The sequence below is a fragment of the Caulobacter sp. GW822-FHT01G02 genome, from assembly GCF_058802865.1.
Genome location: NZ_JBXAON010000005.1, coordinates 391829 through 414635, shown reverse-complemented (window position 1 = coordinate 414635; position 22807 = coordinate 391829). Strand labels below are relative to the sequence as shown.

Sequence of the window (22807 nt, the reverse complement as noted above, 5' to 3'; positions counted from 1 at the left end):
AGGCGCCGAGGGGAGACAAGATGACCAGAATGACGTGGCCGATGGCCGCCTGCGCCCTGACGCTCGCCGCGACCGCGCCGGCGCTGGCCCAGACCAAGACCGATGCGCCGATCGCCGTCCGCATCGAGGCCGGGGCGCCCGGGGCCAAGATCGATCGCAACATCTTCGGCCAGTTCGCCGAACACCTGGGCAGCGGCATCTATGGCGGCGTCTGGGTCGGCAAGGACTCGACCATCCCCAATGTCCGCGGCATCCGCACCGACGTCGTCAAGGCGCTGCGCGACATCAAGGTGCCGAACGTGCGCTGGCCCGGCGGCTGCTTCGCCGACGAATATCACTGGCGTCACGGCATCGGCCCGATCGAGGGTCGCCGCAAGACGATCAACTCCAACTGGGGCGGCGCGGTCGAGCCCAACACCTTCGGGACCGACGAGTTCATGGACTTCGTCGGCCAGATCGGCAGCGACGCCTACATCTCGGTCAATGTCGGCTCGGGCACGGTCCAGGAAGCGGCCGAGTGGGTCGAGTACATGACCGCCGATCCGGAGACCACGGCCGGCAAGGAACGCGCCGCCAACGGCCACCGCGAGCCCTACAAGATCAAGTATCTGGGCCTGGGCAACGAGAGCTGGAGCTGCGGCGGCGCCATGCGGCCGGAGTACTATGCCGACCAGATGAAGCGCTACGCCCGCTTCGTGCGCAACTACAATCCCAAGCAGACCGGCGCCGACGCCATGCAGCGCATCGCCGTGGGCCCCGACCAGGGCAAGCCGGCCTATACCGAGGCGGTGATGGCCGCGCAGAAGGGACACGACTGGGCGTGGAACATCGAAGGCCTGTCGCTGCACTCCTACACGACGGGCGGCTGGCCGCCGTCGTTTTCCAGCACCAAGTTCGACGAGACCGCCTACGCCAAGCTGCTGAAGGAAACGCTCGGCATGGACGGGCTGATCACCAAGCACGCCACGATCATGGACAAGTATGATCCGGAGAAGAAGGTGCCGCTGGCCGTCGACGAATGGGGCGTGTGGCTGGCGCCGCTGGAAGGCACCAATCCGGGCTTCCTGGTCCAGCAGAACTCGATGCGCGACGCGCTGGTGGCGGCGCTCAACCTGAACATCTTCGCGCGTCACGCCGACCGTGTGCGGATCACCAACATCGCCCAGATGATCAACGTGCTGCAGGCGATGATCCTGACCGACAAGGACAAGATGGTCCTGACGCCGACCTATCACGTCTACAAGATGTACCTGCCCTTCCAGGACGCGACGTTCGTGCCGGTGAAGTTCGACGCCGGGACCTATACGCAGGGCGACATCACCCTGCCGCGCATCGACGCCATCGCCGCGCGCGACACCCAGGGCAAGCTGTGGCTGGCGGTCTCCAACCTCGACCCTGGCAAGTCGGCCAGTATCCGGGCCGACATCGCCGGCGTCAAAGCCGCCTCCGCCACCGGCCAAGTCATGACGGCGCCGCGCGTCGACAGCGTCAATACCTTCGACGCCCCCAACGCGGTCGTCCCCAAGCCCTATTCGGCGAAGGCCGGCGCGGGCGGTCTGACGCTGGAAGCCCCGCCCAAGTCGATCATGGTCGTCCGCCTGGACTGACGACATCTGACCACTTCCCGCATGATGGCGAGGGCTCCCATCGCATCATGCGGGAAGAAGCGCCTTCGCCGTCATGGCCGGCAGCGGCGATCATGCCGCGGCGGCAAACTTGCCTGACAACTTGCCAACGCCCGCGTGCTTGCGCTTATAGAAATGAGCGCACCCACGCAGGAGCCCGAGCCCATGTCCACCGACGAACCAGACGACAAGTCGATCCCCCGATCGGCGAGAGGGTCTGGTCGACGGCTGCGGGGCGCGGTGGCGCACTATCTGGGCAGCGCCATCGTCTCGGGCCAGATCGCGCCCGGCGAGAAGCTGACCGGCGAAATCGCCAACGCCGAGGCCCTGGACGTCTCGCGTAGCGCCTACCGCGAAGCCGTCCAGGTGCTGACCGCCAAGGGCCTGGTCGAGAGCCGCCCCAAGGCGGGCACCCGGGTCCTGCCGCGCAGCCGCTGGAATATCCTGGATCCTCAGGTGCTGGCCTGGGCCTTCTCGGCCGAACCCGACGTCAGCTTCGTGCGCGACCTGTTCGAGCTTCGGGCGATCGTCGAACCCGCCGCGGCGCGCCTCGCCGCCGAGCGACGCGACAAGGACGACCTCAAGACCATGAAGGACGCCCTGACCAAGATGCGCCGCCACACCCTGGCGACCGAGGCTGGCCGGGCGGCCGACCGCGCCTTCCACGACGCCCTTCTGGGCGCCACGCACAACAGCGCGATGATGGCGCTCAGCGCCAGCATCAGCGCCGCCGTCAGTTGGACCACAGAGTTCAAGCAGCGTTCGCGCGCCCTGCCCCGCGATCCGGTGCCCGACCACGCCAAGGTCTTCGACGCCATCGCGGCGGGCGATCCCGACGCGGCCAGCGCGGCCATGCGCGCCCTCGTCGACCTGGCGCTGGATGACACCCGATCGGCGATGTAGAGCCCTCTCCTAGGGCTTGCTCAGCGTGAAGCTGTCGACATCCAGGCGGCCCGGACCGCCGGCGGGATTGTAGCAGAAGAGACCATACTGCTGACCCTGGAAGGTCCCGGTCCGCCAGTCGAAGGCCAGCGGGAAATCACCGGGCATAGCGGTCCAGGCCTTGCCGTCCAGGCTGTAGCCCAGGGCCGCCTTGTCGGTGGTGAAATCCATCTCGACCGACAGCCACAGGTCCACGAGCGGGACCGTCAAGGCCTCGCCCCGCGGCGTCGTCTTGGGCCCCTCCTGGGTACTCTCGACCAGGCGCGCGGACAGCGCGCCCCGCCCGTCGGCCGTCCGGGTGACGACCAACTGGCTGGAGAACTTGCCGAACGTGCCGAAGCCGCAGGCGTCGCCGACCGTCAGTCCCCGCACGTCCAGCTTGACCACGCCCCGCCCGCGCGGCGCCTGGCCCTTTTGCAGGAGGGTGTTGCGCGCGGTCCAGAACTGGTCGCTGGTCGTGGCCTTCAGGCGCAGATAGCCCGGCCGCTCGCGCAGCGACCAGCGGCTGTCGTCGGGATTGTGGTTCCACTGCCACTGCCGGCCCAACGCCTTGCCGCCGAAATCGTCGGAGCTGGGCGGCTCGACGAAGGCCCCGCCGGCGATGGGCTTGGCGGCGACGTCGGGCACGCGGCCGGGCGCCTCGGGCGTCCCCCAGACCGGCCAGTCGTCGCGCCAGAACACCGGACTGATATTGGTCACCCGCCCGATGGCGCCGGCGTCGCGCATGACGAAGCCGTACCAGCCGCCGTCCGGCAGATCGACCAGAGCGCCCTGGTGCCCGCCGGTGGTGTCGTCGATCTGATCACGGGTCTCCCACGGCCCAGTCAGGCTGCGGGCGCGCGACACGGTCAAGGCCAGGCGTCGCGGGATGGCGTTGAAGAGGTAGTACCAGCCGCCCCGCTTGATCAGCTTCGAGCCCTCGGCGCCCTTGATGTAGTGGATCTTCCGCGCGCTGGTGACGGCGGTCAGGTCGGCGTTGAGGCTGAGCAGGGTGATCGTGCCGTCCGCGCTGCTGGCGGTGACGACATAGCCCTTGCCGTCGTCGTCGAAGAACAGGGCGGGGTCGAAGGCTTCGCGATCAAGCTCGCGCACGCTCCAGGGCCCCCGGATGTCGCCGGCGGAATAGATCCGGGTGTTCCGACCCACCGGCGTGACGGCGATGTAGAAGCGCCCGCCATGACGGCGCAGGCTGGGGGCGTAGACGCCGTGGCGATAGTCGCCGCCGTCGGCCAGGTCGTATTTGGGATTGCCCGTCAGCTTCGGCATCACGTGGCTGACGATGTCCCAGTTCACCAGGTCTCGAGAGTGCAGGATCGTCAGGCCCGGCGCGTTCACGAAGGTGGTCGAGGCGAAATAGAAGTCCTCGCCGACCCGGATGATGTCGGGATCGGGATAGTCGGCGTTGAGCGGCGGGTTGTGATAGGTCCCCTGCCCGCTATCGGCGCGCCAGACCTGGGCCTGGACGCTCGCGGCGGCGCAGGCCAGACTCAGGGCCAGGGCCGACACGATCAGCTTGGATGGCTTTGGCATGAGACCCTCGGATCGTCGCCGGAGCGACTAGTGGTTGTCGCGCGGCAGGCCCTTGGTCTGGGCGATGCGCTGGTACTTCACGGCCGGTTCGAGGACCGCGCCGGTCTCCATCTGGCCGACCACCGCGCGCTGCATTTCCTGCCACGGCGTCTGGCTCTCCGGATAGGCGAAGCCGCCCGCCGCATCGAGAGCCTTGCGGCGCTCGACGATCTCGGCGGCCGAGACCAGCACATCGACGCGCGACTTGCGCAGGTCGAAGCGCACGCGGTCACCGGTCTTCAGCAGCGCCAGGCCGCCGCCCACCGCCGCTTCCGGCGAAGCGTTCAGGATCGAGGGCGAGCCGGAGGTGCCCGACTGGCGCCCGTCGCCCACGCAGGGCAGTTGGTGGACGCCTTGTTTGATCAGGTAGTCGGGCGCGCGCATGTTCACGACCTCGGCCGCGCCGGGATAGCCGACAGGCCCCGCGCCGCGCATGAACAGGATCGAGTTCGAGGTGATCCCGACCGCAGGATCGTCGATGCGACGGTGATAGTCCTCCGGCCCGTCGAAGACGACCGCGTCGCCCTCGAAGGCGTCCGGATCATCGGGATTGGACAGATAGCGCTCGCGGAACTCCTGGCTGACCACGCTGGTCTTCATGATCGCCGAGTTGAACAGATTGCCGCGCATGACCACGAAACCGGCCCGCTCGACCAGCGGCCGCGAGAACGGACGGATGACGTCCTCGTCCTCGATCACCGCGCCGCGATACTGCTCACCGATCGTCTGGCCCGAGACGGTCTTCACGTCCTCGCGGATCAGCCCCTGCTCGATCAGCTGGCCGAACACCGCCGGCACGCCACCGGCGCGGTAGTAATCCTCGCCCAGATATTCGCCGGCCGGCTGCAGGTTGACCAGCAGCGGCACCTCCTCGCCGAACTGCTGCCAGTCGTCGATCGACAGCTCGACGCCGATATGGCGCGCCAGGGCGTTCAGGTGGATCGGGGCGTTGGTCGAGCCGCCGATGGCCGAGTTGACGACCACGGCATTGAGGAAGGCGTCGCGGGTCAGGATGTCGGACGGCTTGAGGTCCTCGTGGACCATGTCGACGATGCGCAGGCCCGTCCGATAGGCGTTCTCCTGCCGGTCGCGATAAGGCGCCGGGATCGCCGCCGAGCCGGGCAGCGACATGCCCAGGGCCTCGGTCAGCGAGTTCATGGTCGTGGCCGTGCCCATGGTGTTGCAGTAGCCCGTCGAGGGCGCGGAGCTGGCCACCAGTTTGATGAAGCCGGCGTTGTCGATCTCGCCGGCCGCCAGCATCTCGCGGGCCTGCCAGACGATGGTGCCCGAGCCGGTTCGCTTGCCCTTGTGCCAGCCGTTCAGCATGGGCCCGACCGACAGCGCGATGGCCGGGATGTTCACGGTCGCCGCCGCCATCAGACAGGCCGGCGTGGTCTTGTCGCAGCCGATGGTCAGCACCACGCCGTCGATCGGATAGCCGTAGAGCAGCTCGACGAGGCCCAGATAGGACAGGTTGCGGTCCAGCCCCGCCGTCGGACGCTTGCCGGTCTCCTGGATCGGGTGGACGGGGAACTCCAGGACAATCCCACCGGCGGAGCGAACGCCCTCGCGCACACGCTCGGCCAGGACCAGGTGATGCCGGTTGCAGGGCGACAGGTCCGAGCCGGTCTGGGCGATGCCGATGATGGGTTTGCCCGACTGCAGCTCTTCCAGCGACAGGCCGAAGTTCATGTAGCGCTCGAGATAGAGCGCGGTCATGTCGGTGTTATCGGGGTTATCGAACCAGGCGCGCGAACGGAGCTTGGGTGCGTCGCTTTTGGGGGAAACCATGAAGAGCCTTGTCGCTGCTTAGTCCGGCTCGGCGCCGGTAGCTTGCTGAACTCCATCAGAGTGGCAAATCACCGCGCGCCTCGCTCGTATTTGTCTGACTATAATTTCAACGAAACAGGGTCAATCGACTAGGCCGAGCCTTAACCATGCGCGCAACCGCGTTGGGCGCATGGCGGAGCCGATTCAGGCCGCTTCGCCGACCTTGTCCGCGTCCTGCGCGTCCCCGGTCGGCTTGCAACCCCAGAGCGCGTAGAACAGCACATAGAGTTCGCACACCGCCGTCAGCAGGAACGACACCTGCAGGCCGTAGGCGTCGGCGATCTGCCCCTGGACCACCACCAGCGCGCCGCCGGCGATGGCCATGACCAGAAGCCCCGAACCCTCTTCGGTCAGCGGTCCCAGGTTCTTGATGCCGAGCGTGAAGATGGTGGGGAACATGATCGAGTGGAAAAGGCCCACCGCGATCAGGCTCCACATCGCCAGCGGCCCATGGGCCAGGACCGTGACGATCATCACGATGAACGCCAGCAGGCTGGCTGCGGCCAGGATCTTCTCGGCGGCGACCTTGCGCATCAGCTGGCTGCCGACGAAGCGGCCGACCATCATCCCGCCCCAGAGCAGGAACAGGTAGCGCGAAGCCTGCGCATGGGTGACGCCGCCGATCTCGGGCGCGGAGATGAAGTTGATGAAGAGGTTGCTGACGCCGATTTCGGCGATCAGGTAGATGAAGATGGCCGGCACGCCGAGCACCAGATTGCGGTGGCGCCACAGCGAGTGCTTCTTGCGCTCCTCGGCGCCGGCGCGTTGGGCGGCCAGCCCCAGTTCGGGCAGCTTGTAGAAGGCGATGACGACCGCCAGGGCCACCAGCACCACCGCGACGATGAAGTACGGCAGTTGCACAGACTGAGCATCGGCGAGGCGCTGCGCGGGCGTGAGAACCGCCCCGGCCTGACTGTTGCCCGAGGCCGAGCGTGACAGGATCAGCCAGCCGCCGAACAGCGGCGCCAGCGTCGTGCCCATCGAGTTGAAGGCCTGCACGAGGTTCAGACGCGACGACGCCGTCTCGGGCGGTCCGATCACCGCCACATAGGGGTTGGCCGCGACCTGCAGCAGCGTGATCCCCGAGGCGATGATGAACAGCGCCGTCAGCACCACGCCGTAGGACGGGATCCGCGCGGCCGGGATCATCAGCAGCGCGCCCAGCGCCATGATCAGGAGGCCGGTCACCAGGGCGCGCTTGTAGCCGATCTTCTCGATCAGCTTGGCCGAAGGCAACGAGGCGACGAAATAGGCGATGAACCAGGTCGATTCGATCAGGGTGGTCTGGGTGTAGTTGAGGTCGAACACCGAGCGCAGATGCGGCAGCAGGGTGTTGTTGATCACCGTGATGAAGCCCCACATGAAAAAGAGGCTGGCCAGCAGGGTCAGGGCCGATTTCTGCGTGACCGCGGAACCGCCGTCCGACCGCGCGGCCGACGTCATGGGCGCTGGCGCCATTGGATAGTCTCCCGAATGTGATGCTCGGCGCGACGTCGGTTGCGCACGTTTGTTTTGTCGGAGTATATGGCGGTCACCATGACCGTCAATCGAGAGCGGTCAACAGGATCGGGGAGAAGGTTCGAATGCGCGTCGCAAACCTGTCGGCTGGAGCGGTGGCCCTGCTCACCCTCGCTGGCCCGATCGCCGGTCATGCCGCGACCCTGTCGCGCGCCGCCTTCGGCCAGACGCCCTCGGGCGAAGCGGTCGAGGCCTTCACCCTGACCAACGCTCACGGGGTCAGCGCCACCGTGATCACCTATGGCGCCACCCTTCAGTCGCTGGTCGCGCCGGGCCGCAATGGCGCCAAGGCCGACATCGTGCTCGGCTTCGCCGACGCCGGCGCCTATGCCCGCAACGCCAGCTATTTCGGCGCGACGGTCGGACGCGTCGCCAACCGCATCGGCAAGGGCCGCTTCACGCTGGACGGCAAGAGCTATCAGCTGGCGCTGAACAACAACGGCGTCGCCGCCCTGCACGGCGGTGTGAAGGGCTTCGACAAGGTCGTCTGGAAGGTGCTCGACGCGAAGTCCGGCGCCGCCGGCGCGTCCGTGACCCTGGGTTATGTCAGCCCGGATGGCGACCAGGGCTATCCGGGGACCCTGACCGCCACGGCGACCTACGCCCTGGACGAGAAGAACCAGCTGACGGTGACCTACGGCGCGACGACCGACAAGCCGACCATCGTCAATATGAGCAATCACGCCCTGTTCAACCTCGCGGGCGAAGGCTCGGCCGACGGCGCCATGGGCAACGTCCTCACCCTCCTCGCCGACGGCTACACGCCTGTCGACGCCGAATTGATCCCGACCGGCGAGATCAAGCCGGTGGCCGGCACGGCGTTCGACTTCCGCAAGCCGACCGCCGTGGGGACGCGCATCCGCGACGCCCGCGATCCGCAGATGGTCATCGGCCGGGGCTATGACCACAACTACGTCCTGAACGGCAAGTCCGGCGCCCTGCGCCTAGCCGCGCGCCTGTCCGATCCCAAGAGCGGCCGCACGCTGGACGTCCTGTCGGACCAGCCCGGCATCCAGTTCTACGCCGGCAACTTCATCGACGGCACGATGGTGGGCAAGAGCGGCAAGATCTATCGCCAGGGCGACGGCATCGCGCTGGAGCCGCAGCACTTTCCCGACGCGCCGAACAAGCCGGCCTTCGCCTCGATCCGCCTGAACCCGGGCGAGCGCTACAGCAACCGCATGGTCTTCAAGCTCTCCATCGCGAAGTAGCCAGTAAGGACAGTCCAGAATGACGTTTGTACAATTTGTCGACGGCGTGGGCCGGCGCGGCCTGGCGATGCTCGATGACCAGGGAACCGCCCGTCAGGTCAGCGTCGCCGACACCCTGCTGGACCTGGCCCACAAGGCGCTGGCGGCGCGATCGACCCTGGTCGAAACCGCGCGATCGGCGCTTGGCGAGACGGTCGACATCGCCGCCGCCCTGGCCGAGGGGCGCGTGCTGGCGCCGATCGACCATCCGGATCCCGCGCACCTGTTCCTGACCGGCACCGGCCTGACGCACCTCGGCTCGGCCGAGGGACGCGACAAGATGCACAAGGCCGCCCAGTCTGGCGAGCAACTGACCGACTCCATGCGGATGTTCCTGATGGGCGTCGAAGGCGGCAAGCCCGCGCCCGGCCAGACCGGCGTGCAGCCCGAGTGGTTCTACAAGGGCGACGGCTCGCAACTGGTCGGCCCCGGCCAGCCGCTGACCTCGCCCAGCTTCGCCCAGGACGGCGGCGAGGAGCCCGAGATCGCCGGCGTCTATCTGATCGGTCCCGACGGGACGCCGCACCGACTGGGCTTCTGCCTGGCCAACGAGTTCTCCGACCACGTGATCGAGCGCGGCAACTACCTGTGGCTGGCGCACTCCAAGCTGCGCAACGCGGCGCTCGGTCCCGAGCTGCTGCCGGGCGCCCTGCCCGCCGACGTGCGCGGGACCAGCCGCATCGTGCGTGACGGCGAGACCATCTGGGAAAAGCCCTTCCTGTCGGGCGAGGCGAACATGTCCCACGCCATCGCCAATCTCGAGCATCACCACTTCAAGTACGACCTGTTCCGCCGCCCCGGCGACGTGCACGTCCACTTCTTCGGCACCGCCACCCTGTCCTTCTCCGAGGGCTTCCAGACCCAGGAAGGCGATGTGTTCGAGATCGAGGCCGCGCCGTTCCGCTATCCGGTCAGCAACCCGCTGGCCCAGGCGGTCGACCAGCCCGTGACCGTGAAGGCGCTGTGACCCCGATCCGCCTCGCTCTCGTTGGCCTGGGCAAGATCGCCCACGACCAGCACGCGCCGGCCATCGCCGCCGATCGCCGCTTCGAACTGGCCGCTGTCGTCAGCCGTCACGCCGGTCTGGACGGCGTCGCCCACTTCGCCAAGCTGGAGGACCTTCTTGCCGACGGCCTGGCGATCGACGCCGTGGCCCTGTGCACGCCGCCCCAGCCGCGCCACGCCCTGGCGCATCTGGCGCTGGCGGCCGGCAAGCACGTCATGCTGGAAAAGCCGCCGGGCGCGACGCTGAGCGAGGTCGAGGACCTGCGTCAGGTCGCGGCCGCCCGGGGGCTGACCCTGCAGGCGACCTGGCACTCGCGCCATGCCGCGGCCGTTGAGCCCGCGCGCGCCTGGCTGGCCGAACGGTCCGTCAACGCCGTGCGGATCAACTGGAAGGAAGACGTCCGCGTCTGGCATCCGGGCCAGGACTGGATCTGGGAGGCGGGCGGCCTGGGCGTCTTCGACCCCGCCATCAACGCCCTGTCGATCGCCACGCGCGTCCTGCCCCGCCCGTTCTTCCTGTCGCGCGGCCTGCTGCACGTGCCGGCCAATCGCCAGGCGCCGATCCAGGCCGAGCTGGACTTCCGCGACACGGCCGGCGCGCCGATCCGCGTCGAGCTGGATTTCCTCCAGACCGGTCCGCAAAGCTGGGACATCGAGGTCGACACCGACGACGGCGCGCTGAAGCTGACCAATGGCGGCGCCAAACTGTGGATCGACGGCAAGCTGCTGCACGAAGGACCCGACCGCGAATATCCGGGCCTCTACGACGCCTTCGCCCGGCTGATCGCCGACGGGGCCAGCGACGTGGACACCTCGCCGCTGCGCCACGTCGCCGACGCGTTTCTGCTCGGCGAGCGCCGCGTCGCGCCGGCCTTCGACTGGTAAGGCCGCGAGGCCTCACCAGCGCCAGGAACGCTAACGTTTATCGAAGGCCAGGTTGCGGCTGAAGAACGGCAGCACGTGATCCTGGAAGCGGGTCGGCACGTCGCTGGTGTGGTCGCCCGGATAGATCTCGAAGCTGTTGGCCAGGCCATAGCGGTCCATCACCGCGTGAAGCTTGGCCGCGTCGTCCTTCAGCCCGTCACGGTCGCCGACATCGATGGCGATCGCCTTGTAGCGCCGCAGAGCGCCGACATACTGGTCGATGAAGGCCAGGGGCGCGTTGGCGGCCCATTTGGCCACCACGTCCGGCCGGGTCACGCCGTTCTCGACCGGCAGGTCCAGATAGAGCGGCGGCTTCTGCGGATTGGGCGACCACGCCGCGGCCGTGGCCAGCTGGGCGCGCAGGCCCCAAGGCAGCTTGGCGGCGTCCTGCAACGTCTTGACCTCGGCGAGCGCGGCGGCCGCGCCGGGAGGGGCCTGGGCTGGGTCGCGTGGCGACAGGCAGCAGGGGCTCATCATGTAGAGCGCCCCGAACACATCGGCATGGCGCATGCCGATCCGGCTGGCGCCGTATCCGCCCATCGAGTGGCCCACCAGGCCGCGACTCTCGCGCCGGGCCAGGGTGCGATAATGCTGGTCGACATAGGCGACCAGGTCCCGGGACACGAAGGTCTCGAAGTCGCCCGTGGTCTGGGAGCTGGAATACATCGAGCCGTTGTGCACGGTCTTGCTGTCTGGCAGCACGACGATCACCTCGCCCGCGCCCTTGGCGAAGGCCCCCGCGATCGTCTGGGACGCGTGGATCTCGCCGCTCCATTGCTCGGCGCTGATCGAGTAGCCGTGCAGCGCGTAGACGACCGGGTAGCGCCGCTTGGGGTGGCTGGCATAGCCCGGCGGCAGGAACACCAGCACGTCACGATCGGCGGTTTCGCCCTCGAGATTGCCCTCGATCGCCGGCGAATGGACCTTGATGCGCTGGAGCGTGACCGGCTTGGCGCCGGCGACGGCCGGGGGCGCGTTGGTGGCCACCTGGGCCTGCGCCAGGGTCGCCCCGGACAGCGCGATCGCCATCGCGCAGGCCAGCCTGGCCCAGCCATGGCCGCGCCCGGCGTTGATGTTGGATCTCTTCATTCAAACCCTCCCTCGTCACTTTGCGATCTTGCGTCGCGCAACTTGTTAGCGTTACCATTTGTCCGTCTAAAAGATTTCGACGTCAACCGTTCCGGCTGGATTGCAGACGGCCTTCGGAAGACGCCTTTGACCTGCATACCGAGCACTAGGACGGGTAACTCGACGAGGACGGACGCCGCGAAAATGGCGCTGCGCGTCGCGTCCATAATTCAAAAAAGACTGAGTAATTAGGGAGAAGACAATGCGATACGGGTTGATGCTGGGCGCGTGCCTGGCGGGGTCGATGGCGATCGCCACCGTGACCTGCGCGGCGACGCCGGTCACGTTGACCATCGACGGCGCCCAGCGCGCCGCGCCGATCACCAAATACGAATACGGCATGTTCATCGAGCCGATCGGCGGACTGGTGGCCCGCACGCTGTGGGCCGAGATGCTGGACGACCGCAAGTTCTACTACCCCGTCGTCGCGCCCGCTCTCGATCAACCTCCGCCCCTGAACGCCGAAGGTCGGCCCGGGGTGAGCTATCGCAAGTGGCGGCCGGTGGGCGCGGACAATGCGGTGACGATGGACGCCAAGGCGCCCTACGTCGGGAAGCAGAGTCCCGTGATCGGCGTGGACGCCACGACCCGCAGGGGCCTGTCACAGGCCGGCATCGGCCTGGCCAAGGGCAAGCGCTATGACGGCTACCTCCAGCTGGCCGGCGATCCGGGCGCCAGGATCGAGGTGACCTTGATCTGGGGCGACGGCCCCGAGGCGCGTCAGACCGTGACCCTGCCGGCGCCGGGCGCGGACTGGAAGCGCGCCGACTTCAGCTTCACCCCGACGGCCGACGCCGCCGACGCGCGCCTGGAGATCACCGGCCTGGGCTCGGGATCGTTCCGCGTCGGCGCGGTGTCCCTGATGCCTTCCGACAACATCCGGGGCTGGCGCGCTGACACCACCGCCATCGCGCGATCGCTCAATTCGGGCATGTGGCGGCTGCCCGGAGGCAACTTCCTGTCGGACTGGGACTGGCACAGCGCCATCGGACCGCGCGACAAACGCCCGCCGATGTTCGATCATGCCTGGAGCGCCATGCAGCCCGACGACATCGGCATGGACGAGTGGATGGATCTGACCAGGATCATTGGCGTCGAACCCTATGTCACCGTCAACGCCGGCCTGGGCGACGCCAACTCGGCGGCCGAGGAGGTCGAGTATCTCAACGGCCCGGCCACCAGCCCCTGGGGCGCCCGTCGGGCCGCCAACGGCCACCCCGAGCCCTATGGCGTCAAGTTCTGGAACATCGGCAACGAGCCCTACGGCTGGTGGCAGATCGGCAAGACCTCGCTCGACTATTTCATGATCAAGCACAACGCCTTCGCCGACGCGATGCGGGCGGTCGATCCGACCATCACCCTGATCGGCTCGGGCGCCATGCCCGACCAGATGCATCCGAAGGACACCAAGGAGAACGCCTCCCTGGAAAGCATCGCCCCCAAGTTCGGGACCGAGTGGGACTGGACCGGCGGCCTCCTGGCCAAGGCCTGGGGCAATTTCGACGGCATCTCAGAGCACTGGTACGATCGCCCCGAGGAACGGCCGAACGCGCCCAAGGACGCCGAACTGATTGAATACGTCCGCGCGCCCTCGAACCAGGTGCGGATGAAGGCCGAGGAGTGGAAGATCTACCAGAAGCGCTTCCCGGCGATGGAGGCCAAGAAGATCTTCCTGTCGATCGACGAGTACGCCTATTTCGGCGAGGTCAATCTCAAGTCGGCCCTGGCCTACGCCATGGTGCTGCAGGAGATGCTGCGCCACACCGACTTCCTGACCATGGGCGCCTTCACGACCGGCGCCTCGACCATGGACATCACGCCCACGGCGGCGACGCTCAACACAACCGGCCTGATCTTCAAACTCTATGGCGAGCGCTTCGGGACCGGCGTCACGCCGCTGGCCGTAGAGGGGCAGGCGCCGCAGCCGCCCCCGCGCTACCCCGTCGGCTTCGCCCATCCCCAGGTGCGCGCCGGCAGTTCGACCTACCCGCTCGACGTGATCGCCGGCCTGACCCCGGACGGCAAGGCCCTGCGGGTCGGCGTCGTCAACGCCACCTTCGAGGCTCAGACCGTGAAGCTCGACCTCAAGGCGCTGAACGTTCGCGGCGCAGGCCGCAAGTGGGTGCTGAGCGGTCCGGATCTCAAGGCCCAGAACAAGGTCGGGGCGCCGGACGGCGTCACGGTCAAAGAGGGCTCCGCCGCCGCCCTGTCAAAGGGCCTGTCGGTCTCGCCCACCTCCGTGACCATCTTCGAGTTCCCCATCGTGCGGCGCTGACGTCAACGGGCGCCGGCCTCCGGGGTTGGCGCCCTAGCCGACGCGTAGCGCGCGCATGACCAGGGCCCGGACGCGGCCATGGGCGCTCTTGTCGAGCAGTCCGTGGCGCTCGACCGGCAGATGGTCCAGCGGATGACCGTCGGGCCGAAAGACGTAGTGGTCGAAGAACGCCCGCCAGGCCGCGCGTTCGGCCGGCGGACGCTCGGCGATGGCGGTCATGGCCAGCATCATCGTCAGATAGGGCGCGTCGGGACCGACGGCCGCGCTGTCCCACCAGTAGTTGACCAGCATGTTGACCGGCTCCAGCGCCTCGACCTGATGCCACCAGAGCTTGGGCAGGAACAGCGTGTCGCCGGGCTGAAGCTCGACCACCCAGGCGCGGGACGCGGCGGCGGTGAAGCGCGGATACCGCGGATCACCGGCCGGGGCGTTGGCCGCCATCGAGATGGGCTGACCCGCCAGGGTGTGGTCGATCGGCCCGACATAGAGATCGCCGACCGCGTCGGGCGGATAGAGGGTGAAGCGTCGTCGCCCCGCCACGACGCAGGCGATGTTGTCATAGGTGTCGTAGTGGCAGGCCACGCGGCCGGCGTTGCCGAGCCAGACGCGCGGCCGGATCGCCGGCGCCAGCAGGTCGAGCCGGTTGTCCTCGTCGAAGCCCGGAACATAGTCGTCGACCGGGAGCGAACCCATGTAGTGGGTGGCGAGGCGGGCGTCGGCGGCGGCCCGCCCCATGCGATCCAGCCCCTGGGCCAGGGTCATGGATACGCGATCGAAATTGAACCCTTCCGGCCCGTCGCCATAGTCGTAGCGCCCGGCGATGGCTGGCGCGCCGACGAAGGTCTCGCCCATGCGGTCCGTCGCGAGGCCCAGGAGATAGGCCGCCAAGGTCGGCCAGCCTTCGTTGGCGGCCCGCACGGCGGGCCAGGCGCGGCATAGCCCCGCGAGCACGACCGGCTCGCAGCCGGCGGCCAGTTCGGCGAAGGCCTCCGCTCCGCCTGGGGCAAGATCTCCAGGCTCGATCCGCCGGGGTCCCGAAGAGGAGGGCGGCCTCATGCGGCGAGCTTGTCGTTCCGCAGCTTGGCCAGGGCCGAGACCTGCCTGAGCGAGCCGCTCATCGCGTAGACCAACTGCAGATCCCCGCGCCGGAAAAGCCGCAGCACGGCCGCGTCGTCCAGTTCGCTCAAGGCGTCGAGGCTGACGGTATAGAGCCCGTTCAGAGAAAGGCTCCGGCCGTCATCGAAGGAGAGATCGATGTCGATCGGCTCGATGAGCTTCAGCGACAGCAGGACCTGTATGAAGCGCTCGCTCTCGGCCACGCCCGCCTGAAGCTGAGCTAAGACATGTTGCAGCCGGCGGGTGGCGGCTGTGGGCTCGCCCTGCGCGTCGAAAAGCGGCGCGCCCTGGCCGGCGGCGAACCTGGGATGATCAAGGTCGACGGCGATCACGCCGCCGTCCGTCAGGAAGACCCCCTGACGCTCGAGGTCCAGGGGCGTGAACAAGGCCTGAGTCGTTTCCCCGACGCCAACAAGACTCTCGCCCGGCTCGAAGCCAAACATGGCGCCCGCGTAGAATTGGCCCGTGTCCGCGTTCTTGGTCAGGAAGATGGGGCACACGGCGGCCGCCGCGACGAATTCCGACGGCACGATCTGGACGAAGTGCGGGCCGGCCGCCGGAAGCGGGCCAAGCCGCAGGCGGGCGTGATCCTGGGCGTTCAGCAACTGCAGATCCATCGTCCCTCCCCGCCGCTCGCCGTTTGTTCGGAGCGGCTTTGGTTACCCCTAACGCGTCCAGCGCCAGAGGTCTAACGCGACAATAATTACACCGACAAATAGATATTGATACCGGTACCTTTTCGGACTACCGTTCGCCCATAAGCATAAAAATGCATGTGGGAGGATGTGATGCGCTACCGACGCCATGCTTTGGCGAAGCTCCCTCATACCCAGTGAATTCGCGAGCTTACAACGCTCTCGGATAAGGCCGGCCACACGTGCCGGCAACAAGTCATCCCATGACACCTGGAGGGGGAAATGAAGCTATCCAACTTTTCTTATCAGAGTAAATCCGCGCGCGGATTGGGCGGCAAGCTCGCCCTGGTCGGCGCGTCGAGTCTGCTGGTCCTCAGCCTCTGCGGCGCCGCCAACGCGGCGGAAAACGCCGACGAGGTGATCGCGACCGCCTCGCCCATGGCCGCTCCAGCGGCGGAACCGGCCGCGGCGCCGCAGGCCTCCGATCAAAGCGTGGTCGAGGAAGTCATCGTCACGGGCCTGCGCGGCTCGCTGCAACGCAACCTCGACATCAAGCGCAGTTCGGCCGGCGTCGTCGACGCCATCTCGGCCGAGGACATCGGCAAGTTCCCCGACTCGAACGTCGCCGCCTCGCTGCAGCGGCTGCCGGGCGTGTCGATCCAGCGTTCCGGGGCCCGCGGCGAGCCGCAGGGCATCACGGTCCGCGGCTTTGGCGGCGACTTCAACGAGACCCTGTACGACGGCCGCCGGATCTCGACGGCGACCGGCGGTCGCTCGGTCGATTTCAGCACCGTCGGCGCGGACTTCGTCGGCGGCCTGAGCGTCCTGAAGACTCCGGACGTGTCGCTGTCGAGCAGCTCGATCGGCGCCACGGTCAACGTCTCCTTCCCCAAGCCCTTCGACCATCCGGGTCGCCGCATGGCCCTGAGCGCTTCGGGTTCGGTGCAGGACGACGCCGGCAAGTTCGTGCCCACGGTCGGCGCGCTGTTCAGCGACACCTTCGCCGACAACAAGTTCGGGGTGCTGGTCGACGCGATGTACACGCGCCACGACACCCAGACCAACCGCGTCTATGTCAGCGGCTGGCCGGGCGGCTACTACGCGCCGTGCCAGTTGACGGCGGCGTGCACCCCCGCCCAGCTGTCCGCGGGCAAGACGGTCCTGGGCTGGTTCGAGCAACAGGCCGGCGCGACCCAGATCTACACCAAGGATGAGCGCCTCGACGGCCGCATCGCCCTGCAATGGGCGCCGGTCGAGGGCGTGACGGTCACCCTGGACGACAACTATTCGCGCCAGAACATCCGCGCGGACAACTTCGGCTACGGCATCTGGTTCAACCAGGACGGCCTTCGGAACGTCAAGCTTGACCAGAACGGGACGACCGTCGACTTCACCCAGGCCGGCTCGCAGACCGACTTCACGGCCGGCACCGACCGTTCGGTCCTGCGGACGAACCAGACCGGCCTGAACCTGCAGTGGGAAGTCTCCGAGAACCTGAAGTTCGAGGCCGACGGCAGCTACGCCAAGAGCTGGCTGAACCCGGGCGGCGAGATCACCAGCGACAACGCCGACGTCGGCTACGGCTTCGGCATCGGCCCGTCCCTGGGTATCAGCATCGGCGGCAGCAGCGACAACACGCTTCCGGTCCTCCACGGCTACGGCCCCAACGGCGACGGGTCGCGGTGGGCTGACACCTCGGTGATCGGCTCCCACGTGGTGGTGCGCCAGGCCCAGCAGAACACCGACGTCGTCAAGCAGCTGCGCTTCGCCGGGTCGTGGGAGCAGGACGGCTTCAAGATCAAGGCCGGCGGCACCTACCTGGAAGACCACTACAAGTTCCAGCAAAGCAATACGTTCGTGAACAACTTCTGGCAGGCCTATCCCGGCTACGGTCCCGCCTCGGGTCCTAACGGCGGGGTCATGGTCCCGGCCAGCCTGTTCACCGAAAAGGTCAGCACCAAGAACTTCATCCCCGGCTTCGACGGCGCCCTGCCGCCCTACCTGCTGAAGTTTGACGCTCAAGAATACCAGAAGTTCCTGACCGGCCTGGGCAACCCGCAAGCCAAGAACATCCCCGGCTTCAACTACAGCGGCAGCGGCGTTGGAACCCAGTTCACCGGCGCGTTCGACATGGCGCTCGACAACGGCAGCATCCGCGACATCACCGAGAAGACGTGGTCGCTGTTCGTGAAGGCCAATTTCGACATCGAGGTGGCCGGCATGCCGTTCCACTTCAACGCCGGCGTGCGCGAGGAGAACACCCACGTCACCTCGGCGGGCTTCGGTCAGGTGCCGACCGCGATCACGCGCAGCGCCGGGGATCCCACCCTGCTGACCGTGTCGCTGAGCGCGCCTCAGAGCGTGTCGACCAAGAGCAACTACTCGTACCTGTTGCCCAGCCTCGACATGAAACTGGAGCTGACGGACAGCATCCACCTGCGTCTGGACGCCTCGCGCACCCTGACCCGCCCGGGCCTCAACCTGCTGACCCCCGTGGCCAGCGTGGGCACCGGCCAGCGCGTCGGCGCCCTGACGGCCAGTGGCGGCAGCCCCTCGCTGAAGCCTTACCTGGCCGACAACTTCGACGCCGCGGTCGAGTGGTACTACAAGCCCAACTCGTACGCGGCGGTGAACTTCTTCATCAAGGACGTCAGCAACTTCATCGTCGGCGGCACCCAGCGGCAGACAATCAACGGCGTGATCGATCCAACGACCGGTCAGCCGGCGATCTTCAGCGTCACCCAGCAGGTGAACGGACCGGAAGCCACCGTGCGCGGGGTCGAACTGGCCTGGCAGCACGTGTTCGGCGACAGCGGCTTCGGCTTCAACGCCAACGCCACCTTCGTCGACACCAACAAGCCCTACGATCCCAAGGACATCTCCCAGAGCGGCTTTGCGATCACGGGCCTGGCCAACTCGGCCAACCTCGTGGCCTTCTATGACAAGAACGGTCTGGAGGCCCGCGTGGCGGTCAACTACCGCAAGGAGTATCTGCGCGCTTTCGGCCAGAACCAGAACACCGGTGCGTTCGGCTCCGAGCCGACCTTCGAGAACCCGAACCTGCAGATCGACTTCAGCACCAGCTACGCGATCACCAAGCAGATCACCGGCTTCTTCGAGGCGCTCAACCTGACCAACGAAGTCCAGAGCACGCACGGGCGGTTCGACAACCAGCTGCTCGACGTGTTCGCCTACGGCCGCCGCTATACGGCCGGGGTCCGCTTCCGCTTCTAGTATTCCCCTCCCCTAGACTGGGAACGTCGAGCCGTCGTTCCCAGTCGCTTTTTCTTCGATAGGCCATGGTCCGTCCCGTCAAGAATATCGTCATCGTCGGCGGCGGGACCGCGGGCTGGCTCACCGCCGGCGTGATCGCCGCCAAGCATCGGGCGCGGCAGGCGACCGGCTTCACGGTCACCCTCGTGGAGTCGCCGACCACGCCGATCATCGGCGTCGGCGAGGGCACCTGGCCGACCCTGCGCACGACCCTGTCCAAGATCGGGGTTTCCGAAACCGACTTCTTCCGCGAGTGCGACGCCGCGTTCAAACAAGGCGCCAAGTTCGCGCGCTGGACCACGGGCGAGCCCGACGACGCCTATTATCACCCGCTGGTGCTGCCCCAGAGCTTCGGGCAGATCAACCTAGCGCCCCACTGGCTGGCCAGCGACGCGTCCGGCAGCTTCTGCGACGCGGTCTGTCCGCAGGGCCGCCTCTGCGACGAGGGCCTGGGGCCCAAGACCATCACCGCCCCGCCCTATCAAGGCGCGGCCAACTACGCCTACCACCTGGACGCGGGCAAGTTCGCGCCGTTCCTCCAACGCCACTGTTGCGATAAGCTGGGCGTCCGCCATGTCCTGGCCGACGTGCGCGGCGTGGCCCTGGCCGAGGACGGCGACATCCGCGCCGTGGTCACCGAACAGGCCGGCGAGATCGAGGGCGATCTCTTCGTGGACTGCACCGGCTTCCGCTCGCTGCTGCTGGGCGAAACCCTGGGCGTGAAGTTCCGCGACTGCGGCGACGTCCTTTTCTGCGACACCGCCCTGGCCGTCCAGATCCCCTACGAGCGTCCCGACAGCCCCATCGCCACCCACACCATCTCCACCGCCCAGTCGGCCGGCTGGATCTGGGACATCGGCCTGCCGACACGGCGTGGCACGGGCCACGTCTATTCCAGTCGCCATATCTCCGACGACGAGGCCGAGCGCGAGCTGCGGGCCTATCTCGGTCCGGCCGGCAAGGACCTGCCGGTGCGCAAGATCGCCATCCGCTCGGGCCACCGCGAAACCTTCTGGAAGCGCAACTGCGTGGCCGTGGGCCTGGCGGCGGGCTTCCTGGAACCGCTGGAAGCCTCGGCCATCGTGCTGATCGAACTGTCGGCCAAGCTCATTGCCGAGCAGATGCCCGCCTGCCGCGAGGTGATGGACATCGTCGCCGCCCGCTTCAACGCCACGACCCACTACCGCTGGGGCCGGATCATCGACTTCCTCAAGCTGCACTACGTGCTGAGCCAGAGGACCGACACCGCCTTCTGGCGCGACAACCGCGACCCGGCGACCATCCCCGAGCGCCTGTCGGACCTGCTGCTGCTGTGGCGTCACCAGCCGCCGTGGCTGCACGAGGAGTTCGACCGGGCCGACGAGGTGTTTCCCTCGGCCAGCTACCAGTATGTGCTCTACGGCATGGGCTTCCGCACCGAGGTCGAGGCCGCCGCGCTCGCCGACGAGGCGGCCCTGGCCCAACGCGCCCTGCGTGAGAACGCCCTGCAAAGCGAACGCCTGCTGTCCAGCCTGCCGAAACACCGCGACCTCATCCGCAAGATCGTCGAGCACGGCCTGCAGCCGGTATGACGCGCGATACATCGCTCTTCCATCGCGGTCGCGCGGCCGTCCTGCTGTCCGTCGTCCTGGCGGGCGGAGCGGCCCACGGCGCGCAGCTACCGCCGGCGCCCAACATCCCCGTCATCACGGCCGCCGATCGGCCCAACTCCGAAAAGGCGTTCTCGTCGGTCGAGATCCACGACCGCCCGGCGCCCATACCCGTCATCTTCGAGGTCGCCCCCGGCGGCTCGGACGCCGCCGACGGCGCGCCCGGCCGCCCGTTCGCGACCCTCGCCCGCGCCCAGGCCGCGGTGCGGTCGGTCAACAAGACCCACTCGGTCACGGTGCGACTCGCGGACGGGGTCTATCGCCTGACCAAGCCGCTGCGCTTCTCGGTCGAGGACGGCGGCCAGGACGGCTATGTGGTCCGCTGGGAAGCGGCCAAGGGCGCGCGGCCCGTCCTCTCGGGCGGCCAGCCGGTCGAAGGCTGGCGCCAGGCGGACACAGCGCGCGACATCTGGGTGGCCGACATCCCGCGCGGCGCCGATCCACGCCAGATCTGGGTCAATGACCGGCTGGCGCATCGCGCGGCGGTCGAGGCCCCGCGCAAGGCCTTCGCCTTCCACGACTGGGGCATCCAGATCGTCGATCCGGCCTGGCGCTTCCTAGCCGACCTGCCCGACCAGACCCGGCTGGAGGTGGAGAACACCGGCTTCTTCACCGACCGTCGCGCCCGGGTCGAGCGCATCCAGGGCGACCGCATCGTCCTGGCCCAGCCCGGCTGGCGAAACAATCTGATCGGCTACGACACCTTCGCCCGGCCAGTCTCGGGGGACAGGGCGCGCTTCTTCATCGGCAACGCCCTGGCCTTTGTCCGGGCCGGCGGCGACTGGTGGGCCGATCCCGCCCAAGGCAAGCTCTACTACAAGCCGCGCGACGGCGAGGTCATGGCCTCGAGCCGGGTGGTCATGCCGCGCCAGGAAGCCCTGGTCTCGATCGCCGGCCGTCCTGGTCAACCCGTGCACGACCTGCAGTTCGCGGGCGTCGGCTTCGCCCACACCAGCTGGCTTGGCCCCTCCAGCGCCGAGGGCTACGCCAGCCAGCAGAGCGGCGCCTTCCTGTCGGGCCAGGTCCCGAACTATCCCAGCGATCCGATCCGCGACTGCAGCTGGGGATGCTGGGCCTTCGAGGGGATGCGGAACCAATGGCGGCAACAGCCAGCGGCGGTTCAGGTCGCCGCGGCCGCGCGCATCGTCTTCGAGGACGCCGAGTTCGCTCACCTTGGCCAGATCGCCCTGGGCATCGGCAACGACGCCAGCGCCAACCTGAGCGGGGCGGGCCTGGAGACACGCTCGGTGGAGGTGGTCCGCGGCCGCTTCCACGACCTGGCCGGCGGCGCGATCATGGTCGGCGGCGTCTCGCCCGACGCGCACCACCCGGGGCGACCGGAGCAGGCCGTGCGCGACATCATCATCCGCGACAACACCATCCAAGGCGTCTCGCAGGTCTATCGGGAACAGGCCGCGATCCTGGTCACCTATGCGACCGCCGCCGTGATCCTGCACAACGAGGTCTCGGACGCGCCCTATGACGGCATCGACGTGGGCTGGGGCTGGGGCGTCAACGACCCAGGCGGCAACAGCGCCTATATGAGCCTGGGGCGCGGCTACTACGACCAGCCCGGCAATCGCGTCTACGACACGCCGACCACCCTGCGCGACACCGTGATCGTCGGCAATCGCGTCCATGGCGTGAAGCGGTGGTTTCCCGACGGCGGCGCCATCTATCACCTGTCGGCCGATCCCGGCGCCCTGATCGCGGAAAACCACGTCTACGACGTCCCCGGCGGCATCGGCGTCTATCTGGACGAAGGGTCGCGATACGTCACCGTGCGCGACAACGTCTTCGACGGCCTTGGCCTGTGGGTCAATCTGAACGCGCTGGACGGCGCCTATCCGCGCCGCACGGCGGCGGACAACGTCGCGCGCGGCAATTGGCGCAACGGCGGCAAGGCCAACGGATCCTGGTCCGACTACGCCAACAACCGCCTGATCGACAACGTCGCCGTCGAGGGCCAAGCCTGGCCCGCGCCCGCCCGCGAGGTGATCGCGCGCGCCGGTCCCCGCCCCGCCGAGCCCTGAACACAGCCTGGACGCCCATCATGAGGTCTTCTTCC

Annotated in this window: 15 protein-coding genes; 9 read left to right on the top strand and 6 right to left on the bottom strand. The window is 67.9% G+C overall.

Annotation, left to right across the window (positions count from 1 at the left end):
• Window positions 1-29 precede the first annotated feature (29 nt).
• The gene (locus AC1RNC_RS17245) at window positions 30-1607 is read left to right on the top strand and encodes an alpha-N-arabinofuranosidase (RefSeq protein WP_492887613.1); all 1578 of its coding nucleotides are present in this window, start codon (window positions 30-32) and stop codon (window positions 1605-1607) included.
• Between the two features lie 183 nt (window positions 1608-1790).
• Entirely contained in the window at window positions 1791-2528 is a 738-nt protein-coding gene (locus AC1RNC_RS17240; protein ID WP_492887545.1) for a FadR/GntR family transcriptional regulator, read from the top strand.
• 9 nt (window positions 2529-2537) lie between these two features.
• Here the strand turns inward: AC1RNC_RS17240 and AC1RNC_RS17235 are convergent, their stop codons facing one another.
• The 3 genes from AC1RNC_RS17235 to AC1RNC_RS17225 all read right to left on the bottom strand — a co-directional run bounded on the left by AC1RNC_RS17235 (window position 2538) and on the right by AC1RNC_RS17225 (window position 7424).
• Entirely contained in the window at window positions 2538-4097 is a 1560-nt protein-coding gene (locus AC1RNC_RS17235) for a glycoside hydrolase family 43 protein (protein ID WP_492887543.1), read from the bottom strand.
• A 27-nt stretch (window positions 4098-4124) separates the two neighbouring features.
• Window positions 4125-5927 (bottom strand): IlvD/Edd family dehydratase, encoded by a 1803-nt coding sequence (locus tag AC1RNC_RS17230; protein ID WP_492887542.1) that lies wholly within the window; start codon window positions 5925-5927, stop codon window positions 4125-4127.
• Window positions 5928-6110: 183 nt separating this feature from the next.
• Complete coding sequence (locus tag AC1RNC_RS17225) at window positions 6111-7424, bottom strand: sugar MFS transporter (protein WP_492887541.1); 1314 nt, start codon at window positions 7422-7424, stop codon at window positions 6111-6113.
• A gap of 125 nt (window positions 7425-7549) precedes the next feature.
• Here AC1RNC_RS17225 and AC1RNC_RS17220 point away from each other — a divergent pair, with 125 nt between their 5' ends.
• The 3 genes from AC1RNC_RS17220 to AC1RNC_RS17210 are packed head-to-tail and all read left to right on the top strand — an operon-like array spanning window position 7550 to window position 10624.
• Window positions 7550-8695, top strand: coding sequence for an aldose epimerase family protein (locus tag AC1RNC_RS17220; RefSeq protein WP_492887540.1), 1146 nt, complete (start codon window positions 7550-7552; stop codon window positions 8693-8695).
• Between the two features lie 19 nt (window positions 8696-8714).
• A complete protein-coding gene (araD1, locus tag AC1RNC_RS17215) occupies window positions 8715-9701 on the top strand; it encodes an AraD1 family protein (protein WP_492887539.1) in 987 nt (328 codons plus the stop codon).
• Window positions 9698-10624 carry a Gfo/Idh/MocA family protein gene (locus AC1RNC_RS17210; RefSeq protein WP_492887537.1) on the top strand — a complete coding sequence of 309 codons (927 nt, stop codon included), beginning with the start codon at window positions 9698-9700 and terminating at the stop codon, window positions 10622-10624. Before araD1 ends, AC1RNC_RS17210 begins: the two co-directional genes overlap by 4 nt.
• A 30-nt stretch (window positions 10625-10654) precedes the next feature.
• Here AC1RNC_RS17210 and AC1RNC_RS17205 read toward each other — a convergent pair whose 3' ends face one another.
• Window positions 10655-11752, bottom strand: a complete 1098-nt coding sequence (locus AC1RNC_RS17205; RefSeq protein WP_492887536.1) for an alpha/beta hydrolase — start codon at window positions 11750-11752, stop codon at window positions 10655-10657.
• A gap of 241 nt (window positions 11753-11993) precedes the next feature.
• On the opposite strand from AC1RNC_RS17205, the gene AC1RNC_RS17200 reads away from it, so the two are divergent.
• A complete protein-coding gene (locus AC1RNC_RS17200; protein ID WP_492887535.1) occupies window positions 11994-14066 on the top strand; it encodes an alpha-L-arabinofuranosidase family protein in 2073 nt (690 codons plus the stop codon).
• Between the two features lie 33 nt (window positions 14067-14099).
• On the opposite strand, the gene AC1RNC_RS17195 is transcribed toward AC1RNC_RS17200, so the two are convergent.
• Together AC1RNC_RS17195 and AC1RNC_RS17190 are read right to left on the bottom strand one after the other, a co-directional pair.
• The gene (locus tag AC1RNC_RS17195; protein WP_492887534.1) at window positions 14100-15122 is read right to left on the bottom strand and encodes a cupin-like domain-containing protein; all 1023 of its coding nucleotides are present in this window, start codon (window positions 15120-15122) and stop codon (window positions 14100-14102) included.
• Window positions 15119-15799: a SapC family protein gene (locus AC1RNC_RS17190; protein WP_492887533.1), complete on the bottom strand. Its 681-nt coding sequence runs from the start codon at window positions 15797-15799 to the stop codon at window positions 15119-15121. Before AC1RNC_RS17190 ends, AC1RNC_RS17195 begins: the two co-directional genes overlap by 4 nt.
• A 300-nt stretch (window positions 15800-16099) precedes the next feature.
• Between AC1RNC_RS17190 and AC1RNC_RS17185 the strand changes: the two genes are divergently transcribed.
• The 3 genes from AC1RNC_RS17185 to AC1RNC_RS17175 all read left to right on the top strand — a co-directional run bounded on the left by AC1RNC_RS17185 (window position 16100) and on the right by AC1RNC_RS17175 (window position 22772).
• Window positions 16100-19051 (top strand): TonB-dependent receptor, encoded by a 2952-nt coding sequence (locus AC1RNC_RS17185; protein WP_492887532.1) that lies wholly within the window; start codon window positions 16100-16102, stop codon window positions 19049-19051.
• A 65-nt stretch (window positions 19052-19116) separates the two neighbouring features.
• The gene (locus AC1RNC_RS17180) at window positions 19117-20661 is read left to right on the top strand and encodes a tryptophan halogenase family protein (protein WP_492887531.1); all 1545 of its coding nucleotides are present in this window, start codon (window positions 19117-19119) and stop codon (window positions 20659-20661) included.
• Entirely contained in the window at window positions 20658-22772 is a 2115-nt protein-coding gene (locus AC1RNC_RS17175) for a right-handed parallel beta-helix repeat-containing protein (RefSeq protein WP_492887530.1), read from the top strand. The genes AC1RNC_RS17180 and AC1RNC_RS17175 overlap by 4 nt, the downstream gene beginning before the upstream one ends.
• Window positions 22773-22807 lie beyond the last annotated feature (35 nt).

Excerpts from the sequence above, each read along its gene's own strand:
- AC1RNC_RS17180 (WP_492887531.1), top strand. The coding sequence starts at position 19,117 with ATGGTCCGTCCCGTCAAGAATATCGTCATCGTCGGCGGCGGGACCGCG.
- AC1RNC_RS17195 (WP_492887534.1), bottom strand. The coding sequence starts at position 15,122 with ATGAGGCCGCCCTCCTCTTCGGGACCCCGGCGGATCGAGCCTGGAGAT.
- AC1RNC_RS17190 (WP_492887533.1), bottom strand. The coding sequence starts at position 15,799 with ATGGATCTGCAGTTGCTGAACGCCCAGGATCACGCCCGCCTGCGGCTT.
- AC1RNC_RS17230 (WP_492887542.1), bottom strand. The coding sequence starts at position 5,927 with ATGGTTTCCCCCAAAAGCGACGCACCCAAGCTCCGTTCGCGCGCCTGG.
- AC1RNC_RS17205 (WP_492887536.1), bottom strand. The coding sequence starts at position 11,752 with ATGAAGAGATCCAACATCAACGCCGGGCGCGGCCATGGCTGGGCCAGG.
- AC1RNC_RS17175 (WP_492887530.1), top strand. The coding sequence starts at position 20,658 with ATGACGCGCGATACATCGCTCTTCCATCGCGGTCGCGCGGCCGTCCTG.
- AC1RNC_RS17245 (WP_492887613.1), top strand. The coding sequence starts at position 30 with ATGACGTGGCCGATGGCCGCCTGCGCCCTGACGCTCGCCGCGACCGCG.
- AC1RNC_RS17225 (WP_492887541.1), bottom strand. The coding sequence starts at position 7,424 with ATGGCGCCAGCGCCCATGACGTCGGCCGCGCGGTCGGACGGCGGTTCC.
- AC1RNC_RS17235 (WP_492887543.1), bottom strand. The coding sequence starts at position 4,097 with ATGCCAAAGCCATCCAAGCTGATCGTGTCGGCCCTGGCCCTGAGTCTG.
- AC1RNC_RS17200 (WP_492887535.1), top strand. The coding sequence starts at position 11,994 with ATGCGATACGGGTTGATGCTGGGCGCGTGCCTGGCGGGGTCGATGGCG.
- AC1RNC_RS17240 (WP_492887545.1), top strand. The coding sequence starts at position 1,791 with ATGTCCACCGACGAACCAGACGACAAGTCGATCCCCCGATCGGCGAGA.
- AC1RNC_RS17185 (WP_492887532.1), top strand. The coding sequence starts at position 16,100 with ATGAAGCTATCCAACTTTTCTTATCAGAGTAAATCCGCGCGCGGATTG.
- araD1 (WP_492887539.1), top strand. The coding sequence starts at position 8,715 with ATGACGTTTGTACAATTTGTCGACGGCGTGGGCCGGCGCGGCCTGGCG.
- AC1RNC_RS17220 (WP_492887540.1), top strand. The coding sequence starts at position 7,550 with ATGCGCGTCGCAAACCTGTCGGCTGGAGCGGTGGCCCTGCTCACCCTC.